This is a genomic window from Variovorax sp. SRS16, assembly GCF_901827165.1.
Lineage (GTDB): Bacteria > Pseudomonadota > Gammaproteobacteria > Burkholderiales > Burkholderiaceae_C > Variovorax.
Genome location: NZ_LR594669.1, coordinates 80,123 through 100,866, shown reverse-complemented (window position 1 = coordinate 100,866; position 20,744 = coordinate 80,123). Strand labels below are relative to the sequence as shown.

General features: G+C 66.2%; 19 protein-coding genes and 1 pseudogene. 7 read left to right on the top strand and 13 right to left on the bottom strand.

Features of this window, described 5'->3' with window-relative positions; all coding sequences use genetic code 11:
* Positions 1-42 precede the first annotated feature (42 nt).
* On the top strand, positions 43-978 hold the full coding sequence (locus tag E5P2_RS35435) for a LysR family transcriptional regulator (protein ID WP_162571747.1): 936 nt from the start codon (positions 43-45) through the stop codon (positions 976-978).
* Positions 979-988: 10 nt separating this feature from the next.
* Here E5P2_RS35435 and E5P2_RS35430 read toward each other — a convergent pair whose 3' ends face one another.
* From E5P2_RS35430 to E5P2_RS35415, 4 genes are read right to left on the bottom strand one after another with little or no spacing between them, the layout of a single operon-like run.
* Positions 989-1,315, bottom strand: coding sequence for a hypothetical protein (locus E5P2_RS35430; RefSeq protein WP_162571746.1), 327 nt, complete (start codon positions 1,313-1,315; stop codon positions 989-991).
* Between the two features lie 23 nt (positions 1,316-1,338).
* Complete coding sequence (locus E5P2_RS35425; protein WP_162571745.1) at positions 1,339-1,809, bottom strand: FecR domain-containing protein; 471 nt, start codon at positions 1,807-1,809, stop codon at positions 1,339-1,341.
* Between the two features lie 10 nt (positions 1,810-1,819).
* Positions 1,820-4,480: a two-partner secretion domain-containing protein gene (locus E5P2_RS35420; protein ID WP_162571744.1), complete on the bottom strand. Its 2,661-nt coding sequence runs from the start codon at positions 4,478-4,480 to the stop codon at positions 1,820-1,822.
* Between the two features lie 23 nt (positions 4,481-4,503).
* On the bottom strand, positions 4,504-6,156 hold the full coding sequence (locus E5P2_RS35415; protein WP_232081033.1) for a ShlB/FhaC/HecB family hemolysin secretion/activation protein: 1,653 nt from the start codon (positions 6,154-6,156) through the stop codon (positions 4,504-4,506).
* A 55-nt stretch (positions 6,157-6,211) separates the two neighbouring features.
* Between E5P2_RS35415 and E5P2_RS38330 the strand changes: the two genes are divergently transcribed.
* The 5 genes from E5P2_RS38330 to E5P2_RS35390 all read left to right on the top strand — a co-directional run bounded on the left by E5P2_RS38330 (position 6,212) and on the right by E5P2_RS35390 (position 10,220).
* Positions 6,212-6,601 carry a BrnA antitoxin family protein gene (locus E5P2_RS38330; protein ID WP_332107583.1) on the top strand — a complete coding sequence of 130 codons (390 nt, stop codon included), beginning with the start codon at positions 6,212-6,214 and terminating at the stop codon, positions 6,599-6,601.
* Positions 6,602-6,836: 235 nt separating this feature from the next.
* Positions 6,837-8,297: a sensor histidine kinase gene (locus E5P2_RS35405; RefSeq protein WP_162571742.1), complete on the top strand. Its 1,461-nt coding sequence runs from the start codon at positions 6,837-6,839 to the stop codon at positions 8,295-8,297.
* The gene (locus tag E5P2_RS35400) at positions 8,294-8,920 is read left to right on the top strand and encodes a response regulator transcription factor (protein WP_162571741.1); all 627 of its coding nucleotides are present in this window, start codon (positions 8,294-8,296) and stop codon (positions 8,918-8,920) included. The genes E5P2_RS35405 and E5P2_RS35400 overlap by 4 nt, the downstream gene beginning before the upstream one ends.
* A gap of 113 nt (positions 8,921-9,033) precedes the next feature.
* Positions 9,034-9,528, top strand: coding sequence for a GlcG/HbpS family heme-binding protein (locus E5P2_RS35395; protein ID WP_162571740.1), 495 nt, complete (start codon positions 9,034-9,036; stop codon positions 9,526-9,528).
* A 2-nt stretch (positions 9,529-9,530) separates the two neighbouring features.
* Positions 9,531-10,220: an ankyrin repeat domain-containing protein gene (locus tag E5P2_RS35390; RefSeq protein ID WP_162571739.1), complete on the top strand. Its 690-nt coding sequence runs from the start codon at positions 9,531-9,533 to the stop codon at positions 10,218-10,220.
* Positions 10,221-10,292: 72 nt separating this feature from the next.
* On the opposite strand, the gene E5P2_RS35385 is transcribed toward E5P2_RS35390, so the two are convergent.
* From E5P2_RS35385 to E5P2_RS35350, 8 genes and pseudogenes are all read right to left on the bottom strand, one after another.
* Complete coding sequence (locus tag E5P2_RS35385) at positions 10,293-11,108, bottom strand: SDR family oxidoreductase (protein ID WP_162571738.1); 816 nt, start codon at positions 11,106-11,108, stop codon at positions 10,293-10,295.
* A complete protein-coding gene (locus tag E5P2_RS35380) occupies positions 11,105-11,791 on the bottom strand; it encodes an EthD domain-containing protein (RefSeq protein ID WP_232081032.1) in 687 nt (228 codons plus the stop codon). Before E5P2_RS35380 ends, E5P2_RS35385 begins: the two co-directional genes overlap by 4 nt.
* A gap of 20 nt (positions 11,792-11,811) precedes the next feature.
* Positions 11,812-12,606 carry an SDR family NAD(P)-dependent oxidoreductase gene (locus E5P2_RS35375; protein WP_232081031.1) on the bottom strand — a complete coding sequence of 265 codons (795 nt, stop codon included), beginning with the start codon at positions 12,604-12,606 and terminating at the stop codon, positions 11,812-11,814.
* Positions 12,599-13,408 carry an acetoacetate decarboxylase family protein gene (locus tag E5P2_RS35370; RefSeq protein ID WP_162571736.1) on the bottom strand — a complete coding sequence of 270 codons (810 nt, stop codon included), beginning with the start codon at positions 13,406-13,408 and terminating at the stop codon, positions 12,599-12,601. Before E5P2_RS35370 ends, E5P2_RS35375 begins: the two co-directional genes overlap by 8 nt.
* 52 nt (positions 13,409-13,460) lie before the next feature.
* Positions 13,461-14,642, bottom strand: a complete 1,182-nt coding sequence (locus E5P2_RS35365) for an ABC transporter substrate-binding protein (protein WP_162571735.1) — start codon at positions 14,640-14,642, stop codon at positions 13,461-13,463.
* 41 nt (positions 14,643-14,683) lie between these two features.
* Positions 14,684-15,385, bottom strand: a pseudogene (locus tag E5P2_RS35360) (ABC transporter ATP-binding protein).
* Positions 15,372-16,181: an ABC transporter ATP-binding protein gene (locus E5P2_RS35355; RefSeq protein ID WP_162571734.1), complete on the bottom strand. Its 810-nt coding sequence runs from the start codon at positions 16,179-16,181 to the stop codon at positions 15,372-15,374. The pseudogene E5P2_RS35360 and the gene E5P2_RS35355 overlap by 14 nt, the downstream one beginning before the upstream one ends.
* On the bottom strand, positions 16,178-18,088 hold the full coding sequence (locus E5P2_RS35350; RefSeq protein ID WP_162571733.1) for an ABC transporter permease: 1,911 nt from the start codon (positions 18,086-18,088) through the stop codon (positions 16,178-16,180). Before E5P2_RS35350 ends, E5P2_RS35355 begins: the two co-directional genes overlap by 4 nt.
* Positions 18,089-18,287: 199 nt before the next feature.
* Between E5P2_RS35350 and E5P2_RS35345 the strand changes: the two genes are divergently transcribed.
* Positions 18,288-18,923, top strand: coding sequence for a TetR/AcrR family transcriptional regulator (locus tag E5P2_RS35345; protein WP_162571732.1), 636 nt, complete (start codon positions 18,288-18,290; stop codon positions 18,921-18,923).
* Positions 18,924-19,033: 110 nt separating this feature from the next.
* On the opposite strand, the gene E5P2_RS35340 is transcribed toward E5P2_RS35345, so the two are convergent.
* Complete coding sequence (locus tag E5P2_RS35340; RefSeq protein ID WP_162571731.1) at positions 19,034-20,740, bottom strand: flavin-containing monooxygenase; 1,707 nt, start codon at positions 20,738-20,740, stop codon at positions 19,034-19,036.
* Positions 20,741-20,744: the final 4 nt, after the last annotated feature.

Genomic DNA, 20,744 nt, shown 5'->3' with positions numbered 1-20,744 from the left:
ACTGAAAGCTATCTATCGATCAATATCCTGAGGTAATCAATCATGGGTTCCATCGACAGGCAGGATTCGACCCCCCGGCTGCTCAACCGGATTCGCATGCGGCAGGTGGCGCTGATGCTGGCGGTGGAGGAGCGGCGCACGCTGCGCGCGGCCGCCAATCAACTGGGCCTCACGCAACCGGCCGCCACCAAGATGCTGCATGAGCTCGAGAGCGCGCTGGGCCAGCCGCTGTTCGATCGCGTGGGGCGCGGCCTGCAACTCAATCCCGCGGGCGAGCGCGTGATGGGCTACTTCAGGGGCATCCGCGGCAGCATGGAAGCGCTCAATCGCGAACTGCGCGAGTTCGAACTCGGCAGCATCGGCAAGTTCTCGCTCGGCAGCATCATGGCGGCCTCGCCCGGCCGGCTGACCGATGCGCTCGCCGAGCTCAAGGCGGCGCATCCGCTGCTGGCCATGGAGATCGCGGTCGACACCAGCGACAAGCTGCTCGCCCAATTGCACGAGGGCGTGCTCGAGGTGGTGGTGGGCCGGCCCGTCGGCACCGAGGCGGCGCTGTGCAGCTTCAAGGCCATCGCCGACGAATCGCTGGCCGTGGTGGTCGGCAACGCGCATCCGCTGGCCGCACAGTCACGTGTGGCGTTCACCGATCTGCTGGGCTATCCGTGGATCCTGCAGCCGGCGAACAGCCCGATGCGCGACGTCATCGCGCGCGAGTTCCAGGTGCATCACGCGCCGATGCCGCGCGGCCTGATCGAGACCGGCTCGATCCTCACGACCATCAACCTGATCCGCAAGTCGCACATGATCGGCGTGATTCCGGCCACGGTCGCGCGGCGCGACGCCGAGCATGGCGTGCTCAGCATCGTGCGCTATCCGATCCGGCACAAGCTCTCGACCTACGGCAGCATCGTGCGCAACGACCGGCCGCTCAGCCTGCCGGCGCAGCAGTTCCTGGCGCTGCTGCACAGGAAGCGATGAGTACGGCCGCTCAGCGCACTTCGCAATCCACCGCGTTGGATTTGGCGCTGGCCGATGTCGTTGCCGGACCGGTGCTGGTGCTGAATGCAGGCGGCGGCGTGAACTGGATGCCCGGGTTCTTCGGCACCACGACCGGGGGTTGCTGGATGGAAGCCGTGTAGCCGAACTGCCCGGCGGCGAAGTTCGAGGTACCGGTCGGATTGGTGACGTGGATCAGTCCGTCGAGGACCTGCACGTACAGGCCCGGCGGCAGCGCGGGGCTCGGCGGCTTCGGCGACTGGGCCAGGGCGGCGGCGCCGTGCCATCCGAACAGCAGGACGATGAGCAATTTGTTCATGGCGTTCTCTTGTTTCTCGCGGATCAATGCGCGTTCGGATCGAGGGAGACGACCATGCTGGCACTCCCCTTGAGCACGCCCATGGGCGTCTGGATCACGGTGGCCTCGGTGCTGCGCCGTGCCAGCTTGCCGATGTTGCTGCGCATGGCGCCCTGCGCCAGGCCGAGCTCGACCTTGTCCTGCTGCGGCTTGTCGGCGTCGTAGGCGTAGCGCGTGACGACCAATACCGATCCGGGCTGCAGCGTGATGTCGGCATCGTCCTTGAAGACCACGCGGGCGTAGCTGTTGCGTTCGGTGCTCAGCGTATCGCCCTCGCGCACCGGCGAGTTCAGCGCCAGCACACGGCTCACGCCATCGGCGCCGCGGGACACCAGGGTGCCTCTCAGGTCCTGCACCGAGCCGACGGCCTGTGCATGGGCGGCCGGGGCCGCGAGCAGCAGGGCCACGAGCGGCAGCAGAAGAATCGGAAGTCGTTGTCGTTGGTCGAATGGCATCGCGTGCACCTCAGTTGCAGTACATCTTCTTGGCAGGCTCGGATTTGCTGGCGACATTGGTCGCCGCGACTTCCTTGGTGTCCGTCTTGGCGTCGCTCTTGGCGTCGGTCTTGCTGTCGCTGCCGCTGCTGGACGAAGCACCGGAGGACGAACCGGAGGAAGCGTCCAGGAAAGCCGGCGGCTGGTTGCTCACCGGCGTCGACTGCATCGTCGTCACCGTCTTGATGACTTCGTTGCTGGCTTGCTGGATGGGCTTCACCGGCTCGGACGCGGTCGGCGGCGACAGCACCTGGCACAGCGCCGAATTGGGCGCGATGGTGCAGATGTCCGCGGAGGGCGGCGGCGTGAACGTGGCCGTGGACGGGGGCGGCAGCACCGCCGCGCAACCCGGCAGTGACGGGCTCACCTGGCACGAAGCCAGCGTCGGCAACACCGCCGAGCAACCCGCGAGCGATGGCGTCGTGGTGCAGGAGGCCAGGGTCGGCAGCACCAGCATGCAGCCGGCGATCGACGGCGTGGTCGTGCAGGCGCCCAGCGAAGGGACCACCGCCGCGCTCACGCGCGCCGCGGCCGTGCCTTGCGCGGGATAGCTCACCGACAGCGAGGCCACGCCGCCGGACCATGAGGCGGCCGGCGCCACCACCTGGTCGAAAGTCCCGCCGTTGTTGCTGCCGCGCGCGACGATGAAGTCGGCATACGCTGCATTCGCCGGCGCGAAGCCGTTCAACGCGTTGATGTTGAGCGTGCCGCCGAGGCGCGCAGACCCGTCCACGTCGAGAAGATCGAACTGGCCGGTTCCCAGGCCACCCAGCTTGACGTCGAGCACGCCGCTGCTGCCCTGCGTGTAGCTGCCCTGCACGGCGAGCGTCCCCGTCGTGCCGGCCGTGCCCGGCGCCACCGTGCCGTTGTTGAACAGCGTGGCGCCGTCCGAGCCGCCCATCGCGAGGGTGCCGGTGCCGCTGATGCTGCCGTTGTTGTAGATGCTGGTGCCGCCGGTGCCAAGTTGCCCGCCGCCTTGAAGCACGATGGCGCCGTTGTTCGGATTCGCCTCGCCGAAGCGCGCATCGAGTGTCGCGCCCTGCCCGATCTGCACCATGCCCTGATTGCTCAGGCTGCCCGAGATCGCGGCGCCCGCGCTGCTCACCGACAAGGTGGCGCCCGACGCCACGTTCACGGCGGCGGCATGGATCGCCGACGTGGCCGCGCCGAGGGAGGTCGTGCCGCTCATGATGTCGATCGTGCCGTTGCCGCTGCCGCCATCTCCCTCCGACACGTTGAGCACGCCGCCATGCAGGTTCAGGTTCGCATTCAACTGCACCGCGTGGTCGGCGCCGGGGTAGCCGCCCGCGTAGTTGCTGTTGAGGTTGAGCCCGAGCGCGCTGTTGCTGCTGGTGATGGGCGCGTTGATGACGATGTTGTTGCTGGCGTTCAGCGTCAGCGTCGAATCGATGCTGCCGGTCTTGGCGATGGGCGCCGACACCGTGATGTTGCCCAGCGACGGGCCGCTCCAGGGGCCGGTGGTGATGCTCACGTTCGTGCCGAGGTCGAGCTGCGCGGTGAGGGTGTCGGCACCGATGTGCGCGCCCGATTCGTTGGACACGATGGCATTGCCGCTGTCGGAGACGCCGCCGCTGCCCGATGCCACGATCTCGATGTCGAAGGGGTCGATGTGCCACTCGCCGCCGCGTCCGACCGATGGCACGTTGACCACGTCCAGCGAGCCGTGGCCCGAGGTGTCGACGTAGCCGCCCTTGCCTGCGCTGCCCGTGGCAGCGACGCGGCCGTCGATCGAGGCCGCGCCGTCGGCGATGAGTTCGACGCGGCCGCCGGTGGTGCCGCTGGCGCTGATGTCCGAAGCCGCCGATGTCCTGAGGTCGCCCGATGCGCGCAGGAAGATGCGGCCGCCTTCGCTCACCGCGCTGTCGGCATCGATGCGGCCGCTGTTGCTGACCAGGCCCGCCGCCAGGCCGATGCGTCCGGCCTCGGCGACGATGCGCCCGAGGTTCTTCGCTTCGCCCTGCGCACCGGTGATCGCGACGGACACGCCCGGCGTGCCGGTGTCCATCAGCTGCACGTTCTGTCCGGCGGCCAGCAGCACTTCGCCGTTGGGCGCATTCAGGGTGCCGGTGTTGGTGACGCTCGGCGCCACCAGGTAGATGCTGCCGCCGCTCGCCGCGCGGATGGTGCCGGCGTTGCGCACTTCGCCTGCCGTGGCGCCGCTCGTGAATGTGAGTCGCCCCGCGAGGAAATCGCCGTCGCTGACATTGAGCGTACTGGCCACGAAGCGCGCGACGTCGATGCGCGCACCCGCGCCCACCATGATGCCGGCCGGGTTGATGAGCCACAGCGCGCCGTTGGCCTTGATCTGCCCGTAGATCTGCGACGGGTCGCCACCCGTGGTGCGCGCCAGCAGTGCCGCGCTGGCGCCGGGCTGCTGGATGTCGACCAGCGCGCCCGAGCCCACATTGAAGGTCTGGAAGTTGACCAGCGCCTGCGGCGTGGTCTGCAGGATGTTGAGCGTCGCGCCGTTGCGGCTGATGGCAGCGGCGCCGGACGTGACGTTCCAGCCCGTCGGCAAGGCGCCCGGGAGGACCTGGGCGTGCAGCGGCAGGCCGATGGCCGTGCACAGCGCCGCGAGGGCGAGCGAGAGGTGGCGGAGCCTGAAGCGCATGGGATGTTTCCTTCTTCTTGTCTTCAGTACGACAGCACGGCGCTGAACTGCGCACGCCAGTCGCCGCGTTTCTCGGTCGCCGAGTTGCCGGCATCGAGCACGCGGGCCACATCGAGGCGCAGGCCGAAGTCGCGCGTCCAGACGTAGCGCATGCCGACGCCGACGCTGGACACGTTGACGCTGCGCGGCACCACCGTGCCTTCGGTCCGGTTGTTGTTGCCATGGCCGGCGTCGACGAAAGCCAGCAGCCGCAATTGGCCGGGAATGCCGGCCAGGCCCGCCAGCTCCGGCGTATAGAGCTCGGCATTGACGACCAGCCCGCTGTCGGCGGCCACCGCGCGCTCCTCGAAGCCGCGCACCAGTGCCGCACCCGTCAGCGAGAACTGTTCGCTGCTCACCAGCGGCGAGTGGCTGTACTGCGCGACGCCCGCCAGGCGCGCCTGCCAGCCGCCGGCGAAGGCCTTCGAGAACGAAGCCGCGCCGTTCACGGCCATGAAGCCGTCCCGCGTGTCGCGGTTGCCGGAAGTGAGGTACGAATACCGGTCCGTGCGCCCGTCGATGTTGGTGAAGCTCTTGCCGCTCGGGATGTTGCGCGACACGCCGGCGCTGTAGCTCAGGCTCTGGCCGATGCCGTCACGTTGGCCGATGTATGTGAGGCTCAGCGGCGTCGTCTGGTAGGGCACGCACGAAGCGATCGGCGGCGTCGGCCCGTCGATGCTCACCTGCTGGCCGCCGACGCTGCAGCGCGAATCGATGTTCTTGTGGTCGATGCCGAGCACCAGCTTGGCGAAGCTCTCGCCGTCGCGGCCCAGGAAATGGTTCCAGCGCACGCCGAACACATCGCCCTTGCCGGTGAAGCCGAGCACGCCGCCGAGCGTGGGCGATGCGGCCGGTGCGTTGGTGTTGGACTTGCCGTAGACGAAGTCCAGGCTGTCGCCGATGCCGTAGAAAGGAATGCGATAGCCGAACGAGTACAGGTCCATCTGCACGCCGTTCGGTTTGTCGGGCGAGGTCGTGTAGGCCAGCGTGCCGACCTGGTCGCGGTCGAACAGATTGGCATCCTGCAGCGCGACGCCGGCGCGCCAGCGGCCGGTCGCCGGCGTGCCGCTGTTGTCGAGCGTCGCGGTGAGCCGAAGCGGCTGGTAGTCGGTCACCGCCACCTTGGCGTCGATGGTGCCGGGCGCGGCGCCCTCCGCGAGCGTCACGCCGATCTGCTTGGCCGGGTTGTCGTTGGCCAGCTGGATCGATTCCGAGATCGCGCGCAGGACGGGCGCACGGCCCACCTGCAGCGGCGCCACGCTGGCGCGGATGTTGTCGGCGTCGAAGTGCTGGTTGCCGGTGACGGTGACCGAGGCGATCACGCGCTCGGTGACCTGGATGCGGACCACGCCGCCCGTCAGTTCCTGCTCGGGCAGCGAGACCGTGACGGTCGTGTAGCCGGCCTCGCGGTAAGCGTCCTGCAGCGCCTCGACCGCCAGCTGGATGTCGCCGTAGGCGCGCCCCGGCCCGGCGAGCGTGGCGACGCGCTGGTCGATCTGCGCGGGCGTCAGCAAGGTGTTGCCTTCGACCTGGAAGCGCGCAATGTCGAAGCGCACGTCCGGCGTCGCCGCCATGGCTGCTGCGGTTGCAAGCGCCAGGAGAGGGGCGAGGCACCGGGCCAGGAATTGCGTCGTCAAGCTTCCACTCATTTGTTCTTTTCTGCCTTGAGCCAATGGCTGATGGACTGAACAAATGACGCGCGGGGCGGGCACCAACAATGTCCAGGGCGGCGCGATGGTAGCGTCCTGCGAGGCCATTGCCGGCCCTGGTGACGATTCGGCCACACCAGCGGCCCCGCAACAGCGGCTTATTTCACGAACCCTGCGGGCGCACGCGAATCAGAGCCGCGCGATGGCGCGCATTGCAGAGCAGATTCAAGCGATCCCGAAGTTCACCACCGAAGCACAAGAGCGTGCGTACTGGGAAAAACATGACTCCACGGACCACCTTGACGGGTCGAAGGCCAGGAAGGTCACGCAGCCCAACTTGAAACCCACGACCAAGACAATCTCGCTGCGCTTGCCTCAACACCTGCTGGACTCGATCAAGGTCTGGCTGCAGGAAAAACTGCGCACTCACTGACCCGACGAATCCGGCTCTTTCGCAATAAGCCACCCATGGCGTGGGAGGGCGCGAAGCGACGGTCTTCTCGCCGACACGCGAACAGTTCGCATGGGCCCGCGAGTTCGTCGCGGCAATGGCGCAGGCAGCGATGGAGGGTCGGGGCGCGATCAAGGATCGGCACGGCGAGATTCTCGGCCATGCCGGCCTCCGAGAAGTTCCGCCGCATCTCGCGCGCTGGCGCAGAATCCGCGCCATGAAGCATCCCTTGCACGCACTCGCCGGCTGGTGCATCGCGTGGCTGCTGCTGAGCGCAGCCGGCGCGGTGTGGATCGCGCGCGCCGAACTGCAGCAGCTGCACGAGGCCTTCGACACCGACGCCCGCATTGCCCATCGCCTGCTGAGCCAGCAGGTGGTGCAGTACGACGCCGTGCTGGCCACGCTCGCACTGCTCGGCCAGGCCGATGCAGTGGACCAGCCCGAGCAACGTCTGAGCTCGGTCTATCCATCCATCCTGTCGGTGCAGCGACGCGTGCGCGGTGCCAGTTGGCCGGACCCGGCCGCGACGGAAGCCGAAACACTTTCACGCAGCTTGCGCCGGGCCGCGCTCGCGCAGGTCGATCTTCCGCATGGGCGCTACCGCCTCGTGATGGCGGCGGATCCGGTGAGCTATGAACTGGACATCGACCTGGCTGCGACCGTGCCCTCGCGGGACTGGCCATCGGACCCGCTGACGAGCCCGGCCCGCGTCGCGATCGAACAGGGCACGCAGCAGTTCGTCGTGCAGCCGGGGCAGCTCGCGCCGGGCGGTTGGCATTTCGGATTCCGCAAGGTGCTGGCCTCCGACAGCCAGCCCTTCGACGTCGTGGCCGAGCGCCGTGTCGGCTGGGACGAGCTGCCGTGGCTCGGGATGATCGGCTGGTCGCTCGTCATGGGCCTGCTGCTCGGCGGAACACGCATGCTGCTGCGCCAGCGCAGCGCACGCCGGCGCGCAGAAGAGCTGCTGCGCCTGGGCCAGGTGGCGCGGCTCAATGCGCTGGGCGAACTGGCGGCCGGCATGGCGCACGAACTGAACCAGCCGCTGACCGCGGTGCTGGCCAACACCCAGGCAGCGCACCGCCTGCTCGACGACGAGCCGCCGGAACTGCAGACCGCGCGCGGCGCGATGGGTCAGGCCGTGGAGCAGGCGCGCCGCGCCGCCGACGTGGTGGGCCGGCTGCGGCGCGCGATCGAACGGCCCGACACCGAGGGCCGCGGCGAGCCGGTCACACTGCAGGACGCCGTGCGCAGCGCGCTCTACCTGCTGGAGCCCGAGTGCGCGCGGCGCGGCGTGGACGTCGCGCTCGACGCAGCGTCGCCGGTGCGCGTGCTGGCCGATCCGGTGGCGCTGGAGCAGATCGTTCACAACCTGCTGATCAATGCGCTGCAGGCCCTCGAACAGATGCCGGCGGGGGCGCGGCGGATCGCCATCGACGTGACGGCGCAAGGATCGACGGGCCGCCTCGTGGTGAGCGACAACGGGCCCGGCATCCCGGCCGACGCGCTGCCTCGCCTGTTCGAGCCTTTCTTCAGCACGCGCGAAGGCGGGCTCGGCCTCGGCCTGAGCCTGAGCGAGACGCTGGCCGGCGGCATGGGCGGCGCGCTCGCGGCCGGCCTCGCCCCACCGCACGGCGCACGCTTCACGCTGAGCCTGCCACTGGCAGGCGCCACGCCATGAACCCGCCCCTGTCTCCGCTGATCCACCTCATCGACGATGACCAGGCCGTGCGCGACAGCCTGGCGCTGCTGATCGGCACGGTCGGGCTGCGCGTGCAGACATGGGCTGCACCGCTGGCCTTCATCGAGGGCTTCGACCGCAACAGCATCGGCGCGATCGTGCTCGACGTGCGCATGCCGGGCATCAGCGGCCTCGCGGTGCTCGACCGCTTGATCGCCGACGGTGTCGACCAGCCGATCATCATGCTGACCGGGCACGGGACTGTCGAGATGTGCCGCCGTGCCTTCAAGGCCGGCGCGGCGGAGTTCCTGGAGAAGCCCGTCAACGACGAACAGCTGCTCGAAGCGCTGCAGCAGGCCGTGCACCAGCACGTGCGCTCGCGCGAGCGCGGCCAGGCCGATCAATCCGCGCGCGAGCGCTTCGGCCAGCTGTCCGACCGCGAGCGTGAAGTGCTCGGCATGATCGTGGCGGGCCTCACCAACAAGGAAATCGCCCGTGCGCTGGGCCTGTCGCCGCGCACGGTCGAAACCCATCGCGCCAACCTGTTCGCCAAGCTCGGCTGCGATTCGCTGGCACAGCTGATCCGGCGCTACGCCGCGCTGGCGGAACAAGACGCTCCGTAGAACTACGCAGCGGAGCGTGTAGCCGTACGGATGGCGAGCGGACGCGGCGATTTCTATAGTCGTGAAGCGGTCGGCGCAGCGCCGGCACGATCCTTCACATCGGAGATTCCCCCATGCATTCCACCCTTCGTTTCGGCGCGCTCGCGCTGGCATTCGCGGCCTTCGGCGCCCAGGCCCAACAAGCCGTCCGCACAGAGAAGAACATGTCGCTCGATCTGGCCAACCAGCTCGCGTCCGCCGCCGTCGCGGCCTGCGCCGCCAACGGCTACAACGTGGCCGCGACCGTGGTCGACCGCGCCGGCACCGTGCGCGCCGTGCAGCGCGCCGACAACGCCGGCCCGCATACGCTGGCGTCGAGCGAACGCAAGGCCTGGACCTCGGCCTCGGCCAAGTCGCCGACGCAAGCCATGATGGAAGGCGCGCAGAAGAATCCGGGCGGGGCCAACCTGGTCTACCTGCCGGGCGTCCTGCTGCTCGGCGGCGGCGTGCCGGTGAAGGCCGGCAACGAAGTCATCGGCGCCATCGGCGTCGGCGGCGCGCCGGGCGGCAACCTCGACGAGCAATGCGCCAACGCAGCGCTCGAAAAGGTCAAGGGCCTGCTGGGCTGATCATGCGGCGGCGCGATCTGGGCCTGTGGCTGCTCGCGATGGCCGCGGCGGCGACGCAGGCGAACGCACAGGTGGCCCCATCGCCGGGCGAGGTGCAGGCCTACGGCGGATTGCACCGGGCCGCATGGTCCGGCGACCTGCCGCGACTCGGCGCGCTGATCCGGCACGGCGCCGATCTGCAGGCGCGCGATGGCCGCGGCCGCACCGCGTTGCACGTGGCCACGCATGCGCACCAGCGCGGGGCCATCCGCGTGCTGGTCCAGGCGGGCGCCAGGCTCGATACGCTCGACGACGATCGCTACGACGCAGTGACCATCGCGGCCGTCGCCGACGACCCCATGACGCTGGCGCTGCTGCTGTCGCTCGGCGCGAGTGCGAAGCAGACCACCAGCCGCTACGACGGCACCGCGCTGATCGCGGCCGCGCACCTCGGCCACGACGAGGTCGTGCGCCAGCTCATCGCGGCCGGCGCGCCGCTGGACCATGTGAACAACCTGCACTGGACAGCAGTGATCGAATCGATCGTGCTCGGCGACGGCGGCGCGCGGCATCAGCGCACCCTGGGCTTGCTGGTCGATGCCGGGGCCGACCTGCAACTGGCCGACCGGCAGGGAAATACGCCGCTGCAGCTGGCGCGTACGCGCGGCTATGCGGCAATGGCGGACAGGCTCAAGGCGGCTGGCGCGAGTTAGGCAAGGACGAGAAGCGCACTCTGCGCGGACGCCGGCATGAAGACCATCGACGTCACACGCAACATGCCGAGATCAATACAAGCTCATGCCGCCGTCGATGACGAGCGTCTGACCGACCACCAGGTCGGCCTGCGGCGAACACAGAAAGGCGACGAGACGGCCGATGTCCGCCGGCATCGCCGTCTGGCGCGCGGGTGCAGTCGCGCGAAACATTGCCATGCGTTCTTCCGCAAGCTCATCGCCGCGCACGGCACGCATGGCTGCCGTCTTGACTGCACCCGGCGACACGGCGTTGACACGGATGCCTTGCGGCCGCAACTCTGCGGCCAGGTAGCGCATCAGGTGCTCCAGCGCGGCCTTGGGCACGCCGAGCAGTGCATAGTCGTCGAGGACCCGATGCGCGCCGAGTGACGTGATGCCGATGAGCCAGCCCGCGCCACGACGGCGCATGATCGGCGCGCTCGCCTGGGCGAGGTACAGGAATGCGGAGCATGTGATCTCCATCGCGCGTTGCCACTCGGCCTCCGTCACGTCCATCAGCGGCTTGGTCAGCACCTCCACCGAGTTGGACACCACGATGTCCGGTCCGCCCAGGACCGCGTCGATGCTCTCGATCATCCCGAAGAGATCGGCGCGGGAGGAGACGTCGCATCGAAACGCCTCGGCTCGGACGCCCAGCGCACGCACGGCGCCGACCGTCTCTTGCGCACCGGCTGCGTTGCGAACGTAGTTGACCGCGACATCCGCGCCCAGGCGCGCCAACTCGATTGCGATGCCCTGGCCAATACCGCTGGAAGCACCGGTGACAAGCACGGTCTTGCCGGCCAAAGAGCTGCTCGCGCTGTCCTGCGTTCCGTGCGCTGCGTGCAATGCTTGCGCGTCGGTCATGGCTGCACTCCGACTTCCACTCGCGTCGGCACATGGACGTCGACGATGAAGCTGTACACCGACGCTTCCAGTGCCCCGGCCCGCGCGTGAAGACGGTCGATCGCATCGCGCATCGTGTGCGGCGAACGGTCGCCGACCCAGATCTCGTCGATGCAGTCGATCGGGACTTGCTCGTAGGTGGCCTCACCGCGCTCGATCGTGCGGCTGGTCACGAAATTCTGCGTGTAGCCTTCGAGGCCGGGGACGGTGGCGGCCCAGGTGGCACGATCGCGCTTCCAGCGCATCGTGAAGTCGCAAGCGCCCACGCCGGGCCCGCGAGTGACGAAGGCGACGATCTTCGTCAGTGGCTTTTCCGCGGCCGAGACAACAACCTCCTGATCGACGACGAAGGTCCGCAGCGCTTCGATGAACTTCGCCTCGTCGTCCATCAGCTGCTGCTTCATCTCGGGGGAGAACACGCCCTGCATCGCCGAAGGGTCCGGGAACAACAGCTTGCATATGCCGTCGATGACCATCGCCTTTTCCTGCCCCGACGACGCGTTCGAAGCGAATCGCCCAACCACGACGTTCTGCTCGTAGCGCTGCAGACCCGGGATGCGCATCGCGATCGGCGCATGGATCTTCTTCCAATGGGTTCGGAACGCTTCGGTCCCGAGCGCGGTCTTCTTCCGGAAGATGCTCATCCTGACGACCATGCGGCCTCCTAGAGCATGACCCGGCCGCCGTCGATGCGAAGGCTCTGTCCGGACATGTGGCTTGACAGATCGGAGGCCAGGAAGAGCATCGCATTCGCGATGTCCAGGGGTTCCGCGAGACGGCCATTCGGCGAATCGTCGGCGTACTTCTGCATCGCGATCTCCACCTGCGTCGGTTCCTTGCCCTTGGCGAGCGAACGCAGCATCGGCGTGTCGACCGCGCCCGGACACACCGCGTTCACGCGGACGCCAAACCTCGCGCCCTCGAGCGCGGCGGTCTTCGTCATGCCCAGCACGGCATGCTTGCTGGCGGTGTAGGCGACCAGTCCGGGTGAGCCCACATGGCCCGCGATCGACGCGGTATTGATGACCGCGCCGCACCTTTGCGCGTACATCACGGGCAGCACGTGCTTGAGCCCCAGAAAGACGCCGCGCAGGTTGATGGCGATGACCTTGTCGAACACATCGTCCGGGTAGTCGACGAGGCTGCGCACCTCGCCCTCCCAGGCAGCGTTGTTGACGAAGACGTCGATGCGGTCGTAGGCCCCGATCGCCGCGCGCACGTACTGGACCACATCCTGCGCCCTCGAGACATCGGCCTGCACGAAGACGGCCATGCCGCCCAGGCCCGTGATCGAGGCGACCGCCGCTTCGCCGAGCTCGGCGTTCACGTCGACCACCACGACATTGGCGCCGGCATTCGCGAACGCCAGTGCCGCGGCGCGGCCGATACCGCCGCCCCCACCCGTGACGAGCACGGTCTTCGCGGTGAAGTCCAGCGCGCCGGGTTGCCTGTCAGGCACGAGGGACCCCGTTGACGTCGCAGGTCGCGGCCACGCAGGGCGGGTAGCGCTTCAACACCTTGCCGTAAGGCAGGGTGAAGTTGTAGTAGCCCCACGAAGCCCGGACCATCTTCTCCACGGGCAGCTTGAAGCAGGGATTGAGCACCGAGTCCGAATCGAAGCTCACATTGCCCGGACCGGTGAACGCTTCGACCTTGCCATCGGAGCCGGTCACGATACTTTTCTCGGTTCTGACCATCACCAGTTCGCAGACCTCGGGCGGCGCGCCCTCCTCCGGGCTCGGGATGACCTTGAGCGTGACGGCCGGCGCACTCGGCCCGGGCTGAAGCAGATCCCGCGGCCGGACCACACCCGTGACCAGTCGCTTCCCCGTCGGCCGCTCGGCGTAGGCCACGATCAGGTTGTTCTCGCGTTCGAACTTGATATTGGCGAAGAGCTTGCCGAAGCCGTAGGGTTCGCGTCCGGTGATCAGGCCTACCTCGTTGTCGACCAGGATGGTGTCGTAATAGATGACGGCCTCGCCCTCCCAGAAGCAATTGATGCCGAAGATCGCTTCGTTGTAGCAACCGACCGTGCTGAAGTGGAAGCGATTGAACGTGACCAGCGCGGTCGCGTTCTTCTCCGGCAGCATCAGGCCTTGAGGAAGGATCGACGCGGCGGCTTCGGTCGAGGTCTCGTAGACGAAGCTCATCGACTCGACATTGCGAAAATAGTAGGGCGGCCGGTCGATCGGCGGATTGCTCACCGGCATCGTGAAGCCGAAATTCTCGGGACTGAAGCGCCCGCTCACCTGATTTGCCATCTGTTGGATCTTTCCTGAAGTGTTCACGTTGAAGATGCGTCGACCCTGTCGATCACTGGATCTTGACGAACTTGCCGTTCTGGATCTTCATGAAGTACATGGCCGTCGCGCCCAGGCCATGCTGGTCGGGCCCGTAGCTGACGTTGTCGACGATCCAGGCGCCGTTCCAGTCCTTCATCTCCTCCATCGCCTTGATGACCTTCTCGCGCGTGAGGTCCGGGCCGGCACGCTTGAGCGCCTCCACCGTCAATTGGGCAACGTAGGTCCCGAGGAACATGTAGTGGCTGACTTCCTTGCCCGGCAGGTACTTGGCCGCGAATTCCTTGAGTTCCTTCATCTTGGGATCGTTCGGTTCGGCCACCAGCGTCTTTTGATAGGAGGAGAAGATGACGCCCTCGGCCGCCGGTCCGGCCAGGTTGCTGACCGAGATGTCGGCGGCCGCATAGCTCACGAGGAACTGCGTCTTCAGGCCGAGCTTGGCGGCATCCTTGAGGAATTGCGCCGCGGGCTTCTGCGCCGGCGCAAGGATGACCACGTCGGGATTCGCGGCCTTCAGTTTCAGGACCGCCGAGCTGAAGTCCATGTCGGTGGGGTTGTAGGGCAACGCAACCACGGGCTGCATCTTGTCCTTCTTCAACTCCTCGGTCACGGCGGCCACTTCGTCCTTGCCGAAGTCGTCGTTCTGATACCAGATGGCGACCGACTTCGCGTGCAGCTTGTCGATCGCGTAGCGCGCGAGCGTCTTGCCGTCGGTACCGTAGTCGGGGTACATCTGGAAGATGTTCTTGTAGGCGAGCAGCTTCTTGCTGCCGGTGATCGCGGGCACGACGGGAACGTTGCGCTCGGCGAGATAGTCGGCAATGGCCGCGGTCGTGCCGGCGCCGAGTGTGTTCATCATGAAGACCTTGTCGACTTCCACCAGCTTCTTCGCGACACCGACGGTCTTCGACGGATCGTAGGCATCGTCGTAGTAGACGAACTTGAGCTTGCGCCCGTTGATTCCGCCCTCGTCGTTCGTCTTCTTGAAGTAAGCATCGATCGTCGGGTAGATCACGCCGCCGGCAGCGGCCAGGGGACCCGTGATCGTCGCGTTCGCGCCGATGAGAATGCTGTCGGCCGTGACGCCTGGCACGGTCGAAGGCGCCTGCGCGGCGCAAAGGCCCGACAGCGCCCATGCGGATGCCGCCGCCCAGCAGCGGACGGCCCGTCGTACCGACGATTTCTGGAAGTTCATACCTGTCTCCTTTGTCATTGAAAGATCGGTCGCGCCACGGATCACCCGCCGAGATAGGAACGACGCACCTCGTCGTTGCGCTTGAGTTCGGCTGCCGGGCCTTCGCAGGAGATCTCGCCCGTCTCGAGGACATACGCGTAGTCGGAGACATCGAGCGCCATGTTGGCGTTCTGCTCGACCAGCAGGATGGTCGTTCCACGCTTGTTGATCGCACGGATGATCGAGAAGATTTCTGGACCAGGATCGGGGCCAGGCCCAGCGAAGGTTCGTCCAGCAGCAGCAACTTGGGTTTGGCCATGAGGCCGCGGCCGATGGCGAGCATCTGCTGCTGGCCGCCGCTCAATGTTCCGGCCATGCTCGCGAGCTTGCTCTTCAGGATCGGGAAGAGTTGCAGCACGTCGTCGAGATCGCGCGCGACTTCGGCGCGATCCCGGCGCGTATAGCTGCCGAGCCTGAGGTTCTCTGCCACGTCAGCTCCGGAAAGACCTGGCGGCCCTCCGGCACCATCACGATTCCGCGTTCGACGATGCGTTCAGGTTCGAACGCTCGATGCGTTCGCCCTCGAAGCTGATCGCACCACTGCGCGGGCGCAGCAGGTTGCTGATGCTCTTCAGGATGGTGGACTTGCCCGCGCCGTTGGCGCCCAGCAGCGCGACGACCGCACTCTTTTCGACCCGCAGCGAAATGCCCTTGAGCGCATTGACGCTGCCGTAGCTCGCGTGGATGTCGTCAAGCACCAGCATGCGCGACCTCCTCCTCGTTCTGTTTGCCGAGATAGGCCTCGATGACGCGGGCGTCGCGGCTGATCTCTTCGGGTGTGCCGTACGCGATGCGCTTGCCGAAGTCGACGACGCAGATCTCGTCGCAGATACTGCGCACCAGACCCATGTCATGCTCCACGAGCAGGACGGAGATGCCGTCTTCGTCTCGCAGTTGACGAATCAGTTTCGTGAGTTCTTTTGTCTCGCTCGGGTTGAGACCGGCCGCCGGTTCGTCCAGGAGAATGAGCCGCGGGGAAGACACCAATGCGCGACCGAACTCCACCATCTTCTGCACGCCGTAGGGCAGGGAAGTCACCGTCGAATGAGCATAGGGCGAAAGGCCGAACCGGTTCATGACCTCGGCCGCCCTGCGCCTGACCGCCGCCTCGCTCGCACGCGACTTGCCGAGGGACAAGGCTGCACTGCAGAAGCCGGTCTTGATGGCACCGTGCTGGCCGACCAGGAGGTTGTCCTGAACCGTCATGCTCTTGAAGAGTTCCATGTTCTGAAAGGTTCTCGCGATGCCCCGCGGCAGGACTTCGTGCGGACGCGCGGAAAGCAGATCGAAGCCGCCCATCGTGATGCGACCGCTGTCGGGCTTGTAATAGCGCGCGATGCAATTGAACACGGTCGTCTTGCCGGCGCCGTTCGGGCCAATGAGCCCCACGATGGCGCCTTCGTCGACGACGAGGTCGAGCGAATCGATGGCCTTCAATCCGCCGAAGCTTATTGACAGACCGGCGATCTCGAGGAGTGGTTGCCCAGTACCGCGGGTCATGACTCGACCCGCTTTGCAGCGACCTTCGCGGGAACGAAGCGTTCGACGAATCTGGCCCCGAGCTGATAGATGCCGGCCAGGCCCTTGGGAAAGAACAGGATGATGATCAGCAGGGCGCCGCCGAAGAGGATGCCCGAAAGGCTCTTGCTGCCGGCGAAGATCTGGGGAACGGCGGTCATGAAGGCCGCGCCGAGCATGGCGCCCGCAATGCTTCCGATACCGCCGACGAAGACCATGCAGAGGAAGGTCAACGAGACCCAGCTGTTGAAGTCCGACGGACTGATGAAACCGACCACATGCGCATAGAGGCTGCCCGCCACGCCGGCCAAGAACGCGCTGAGTACGAAGGCCAGGATGCGGTACTTTGCGATCGGGATGCCCATCGCTTCGGCGCCCGCTTCGCTGTCCCGCGACGCGATGAAAGCGCGACCGATCTTGGAGCGCAGGATATTGCTCGTGACCCACACCGCCAGGACCACAACCGCGAGGATCAAGAAGTAGAGCTTGAATTCGCTGTCGAGCACGAACGAGCCGAAGGCTGGTTTCGCGGGCTTCAGCCCGTTGTAGCCATTGGTGACCTCATCCCATTTCAGGAGAATCTGAGGCAACGCTTCGCCCAGTCCCAGCGTGGCAATGGCGAGGTACAGCCCCGACAGCCGAAGTGCCGAGAGCCCGAGCAACAGCCCGGCCAGTCCGGCGACGACGCCGGCAGCAGGCAGCGCGAGCCAGAAAGGCAGGCCGAGACGGATCGTCAGCAATGCCGACGAATACGCGCCGATCGCAAAGAGAGCGGCATGGCCGAGCGAGATCTGTCCGGTGTAGCCGATCAGGAAGTCGAGCCCGATCGCGACGACCATGTAGATCCCGACGAGGCAGGCGAAATACAGAACGTAGCTGTTGTCCTGGAATACCAGCGGAAACGCGACCGCCAAAGTCACGAGGGCCGCCTTGCGCGCCGTGGAAAGACCCGTGCTGCTGGAGTCGAAAGGCGAATGATCGTCGGAAGACTTCTTTCCCAGCATCCTGACCCGTTTGCCGAGGATGCCCTCCGGCCGAACGCAGAGCACGGCCAGCAGCAGCACGAACGAGAAAGTGTCCTTGAGATCGGTCGACACATAGCCTGCCACCAGGTTCTCGAGGATGCCCAGCACGAGACCGCCGATCACGACACCCGGATAGCTGGTGAAGCCACCCAGCACGGCCGCGGTGAATGCCTTGAGCAACAGCACCGCCATCATGTTGGTGTCGAGGAAGGTGGTGGGCGCGACAAGGAAGCCCGCGACGCCGCCCAGGATGCCGCTCAGCCCCCAGGTCATCGCGAACATGCGATCGACGCTGATGCCCATCAGGCTCGACGCGGTCACGTTCTGCGACAGTGCTCGCATGGCGATGCCGGTCATCGTGAACTTGAAGAATCCGAACAGGAGCAGCATCAACAGGACGGTGACAGCAAGGTTGAACAGGTCTTCCCGGCTGACGACGATGCCGAGCAGCCCGAAGGGCTTGCCTTCGAACACGGTCGGAAACGGTTGCGGATCCCAGCCCCAGATCAGCCCCGCCACCGCCGAGAAGATCATGTACAGCGCCAGCGTGGCCACGATGACGGAAGAACCGCTCTTCGCAGGTCGCAACATCTGTTGCACGAGGACGGCCAGCAGCGCCGAGAAGACCAGCGCGCCGAGGAATGCGAAGGCATAGCCGACGCCCAGTTGGGCGAGCAGCGTGTAGCCGAAGAAGGTGGAGAGCATGGCCATCTGGCCATACGCGAAGTTGATGAGGTTGGTGGACTTGAACACCATGATCAGGCCCAGCGCGACCAGCGCGTAGAGGCTGCCCATCGCCAGACCGCTGAAGACCAATTGCCCGAGCATGCTCATGTCGAGCGCCTCCGGGACCAGCCATGGCACGCGTGCGCGCGATCATGGTCAGCGCGGACATCGGACGAGGCGTCGGATGGTCCTGCATTTGGCGAAATTGAATCTATGGATCCTTGCATGGGGTGAGGTGTTCCGCTCAAGTAAATCGTTGTCTCGATCGATCTCGACAATCTTCGCATTGTGCTAACTAAGCGCCCGCTTATACTGATCAACTTTCAATCCTCAGTCAATGGGAAATACCAACCCTTCTCGATCCGGAACGACTGGCGACCTCGGCACCGTCAGCAACGACGACCCCTGGAGTCTGTTGCCGGTCGGCCCGCGCAGGCAGCTGGCCCAGGCAGCTGCTTCGGAATTCGGCAAGCGGGGCTATCACGCGACAACGACGCGCGACATAGCCGAGTGCGTCGGCATGAGCCCGGCCGGCATGTATGTGCACTACGCATCCAAGGCCGATCTGCTGTTCACGATCGCGCGCGTCGGCCACCAGTCGGCCTTCGATGCGATGCATCTCTCGATCGAAGGCATTTCGGCGCCCAAGGAACGCGTTCGTTCGATGGTGCGCGCATTCACGCGTTGGCACGCCATGCACCATGTTCTGGCAAGAGTCCTTCAATATGAACTGAGGGCACTCGAGCCCGCGCATTACAAGGTCATTGCCGCCATTCGGAGAAAGACCGAGCAGTTCGCTGCGGATGAGTTGCGCCAGTTGGTACCGGACGAGTCGCGAATCGCCATGTGCACTATCGCGGTCCTTTCGCTCGGCATCGATACTGCCCGTTGGTACAGCATCGGAAAATCGCCGTCACCCGAGGAGTTAGGAGAGTGCTACGCCGAGCTGGTACTTCGGATGCTGCGTCGTTGAGCCTTGACGCGTCGTCGATCTTGTCCGTAGCCTTCTAAGGTTCGACGGCAGGTATGCGGCGAAGAGCGGGCTTCGGGATTCCCGCACCACGAATGAAAATTCGGAGCTTGCTAGACGCCGGTCACCGGATCCGCCGCCGCGATGCGCGGCTCGCACGTCGGCGGCGCCGATGTCGGGCCGAACCTGAAGTTGCGATAACCGTCATCCGCCGCCGCCGCCGCGTATTGACGGTAGGCTTGAAAACCGCCAACGAACATGGTCAGGCCGGACGGCTTGTCCTTGACGTTCGTGCCCACCCACCAGGTCTTGGCCTTGGTGATCAGCGAGCGTTTGGCCAGGGTGCGCACGATGCCCATCCAGTTCTCCTCGGCCTCGGCGGTGGGTTCGATGGTCGAACGTCCGTGCGCCTTCATGTGCGTCATCGCAGCGGCGATCCAGTCCACGTCGTGCTCGCTGATCCGGATGATGTTCGCCAATGCCGCCGGACCGTTGGGGCCGGTGGTCATGAACAGATTCGGAAAGCCCTCCATCATCAGCCCGAGGCAGGAACGTGCGCCATCCTTCCACTTCTGCGTCACCCGGCGCCCATCGCGCCCGACGACGTCGACGGCCAGCATCGCGCCGGTCAGGCCGTCATAGCCGGTGGCGAGGATCAGCATGTCGAGTTCGATCTCGCCGGATTCGGTGCGCACGCCCTTCTCGCTGATTTCGACGATCGGATCGCTGAGGCAATCGACGAGGTGCACGTTCGGCAGGTTGTAGGTCTCGTAGTAGCTCGAATCGAGGCAGGGCCGGCGCGCGAAGATCGGGTAGCCCTTCGGCTTCAGTCGCTCGGCGGTGTCGGGGTTCTTCACGATCTCCGGGATCTTGCTGCGGACGAATTCGGCCACTTCTTCGTTCGCCGTCTCGTTGAGCATCAGATCCGAGAAGGTGCCGAGCATCGCAAGCCCGCCCTGCTTCCAGGCGTCTTCAAGCAATGACCGCCGCTGTGCCGGCGTGACGCTGAAGAATGCGCGGGTCGACTGCGGTCGTACACCGCCGACCGCGCTGTTGCGGGCGGCCTCGCGGATGCCGGGATAGTTGCGCTTGACCTCGGCCACGTAGTCCGCTTCCAGCGGCACGTTGCGCATCGGCATGGTGAAACTCGGCGTGCGTTGGTAGACATAGAGCTCGCCCGCCTGCGGTCCGACGTCCTGCACGATCTGGATGCCGGTGGAGCCGGTGCCGATCACACCCACGCGCTGGCCCGCGAAGCTGACCGGCTCGTGCGGCCATCTGGCCGCATGAATCAAACGGCCCTTGAAGCGCTCGACGCCCGGAATGTCCGGCGCTTTCGGAATCGAGAGCGGGCCGGTGGCCATGATGCAGAAAGGCGCCTCCCAGGTTTCGCCGCGATCGGTCGTCACCACCCACACTTCGCGGGCCGCGTCCCACGTGGCCTGATCGACGCGTGTGTTGAATTGGAAGTGGGGCCGCAAGCTGAGCTTGTTGGCGACGAAGTCGATGTAGCGCAGCAGTTCGGGCTGGGCCGCGAACTGTTCCGACCAGGTCCACTCCTGCTCGATCTCCGGCGAAAAGGCATAGCTGTAGTCAATGCTGGGCAGATCGACGCGGGCGCCCGGATAGCGGTTCCAGTACCAGACGCCGCCGACGTCGCCGCCGGCCTCGAAGGCCTGCAGCCGCAGGCCCATCTCGCGGAAGCGATAGACGGCATACATGCCGCCGAAGCCGCCCCCGATGATGAGCACATCGACGCGCTGCGCGCCGGCCTTCGCGGGAAGGGGATCGGAAATGGCTCGGGATGTCTCGGCGTTCATGCGA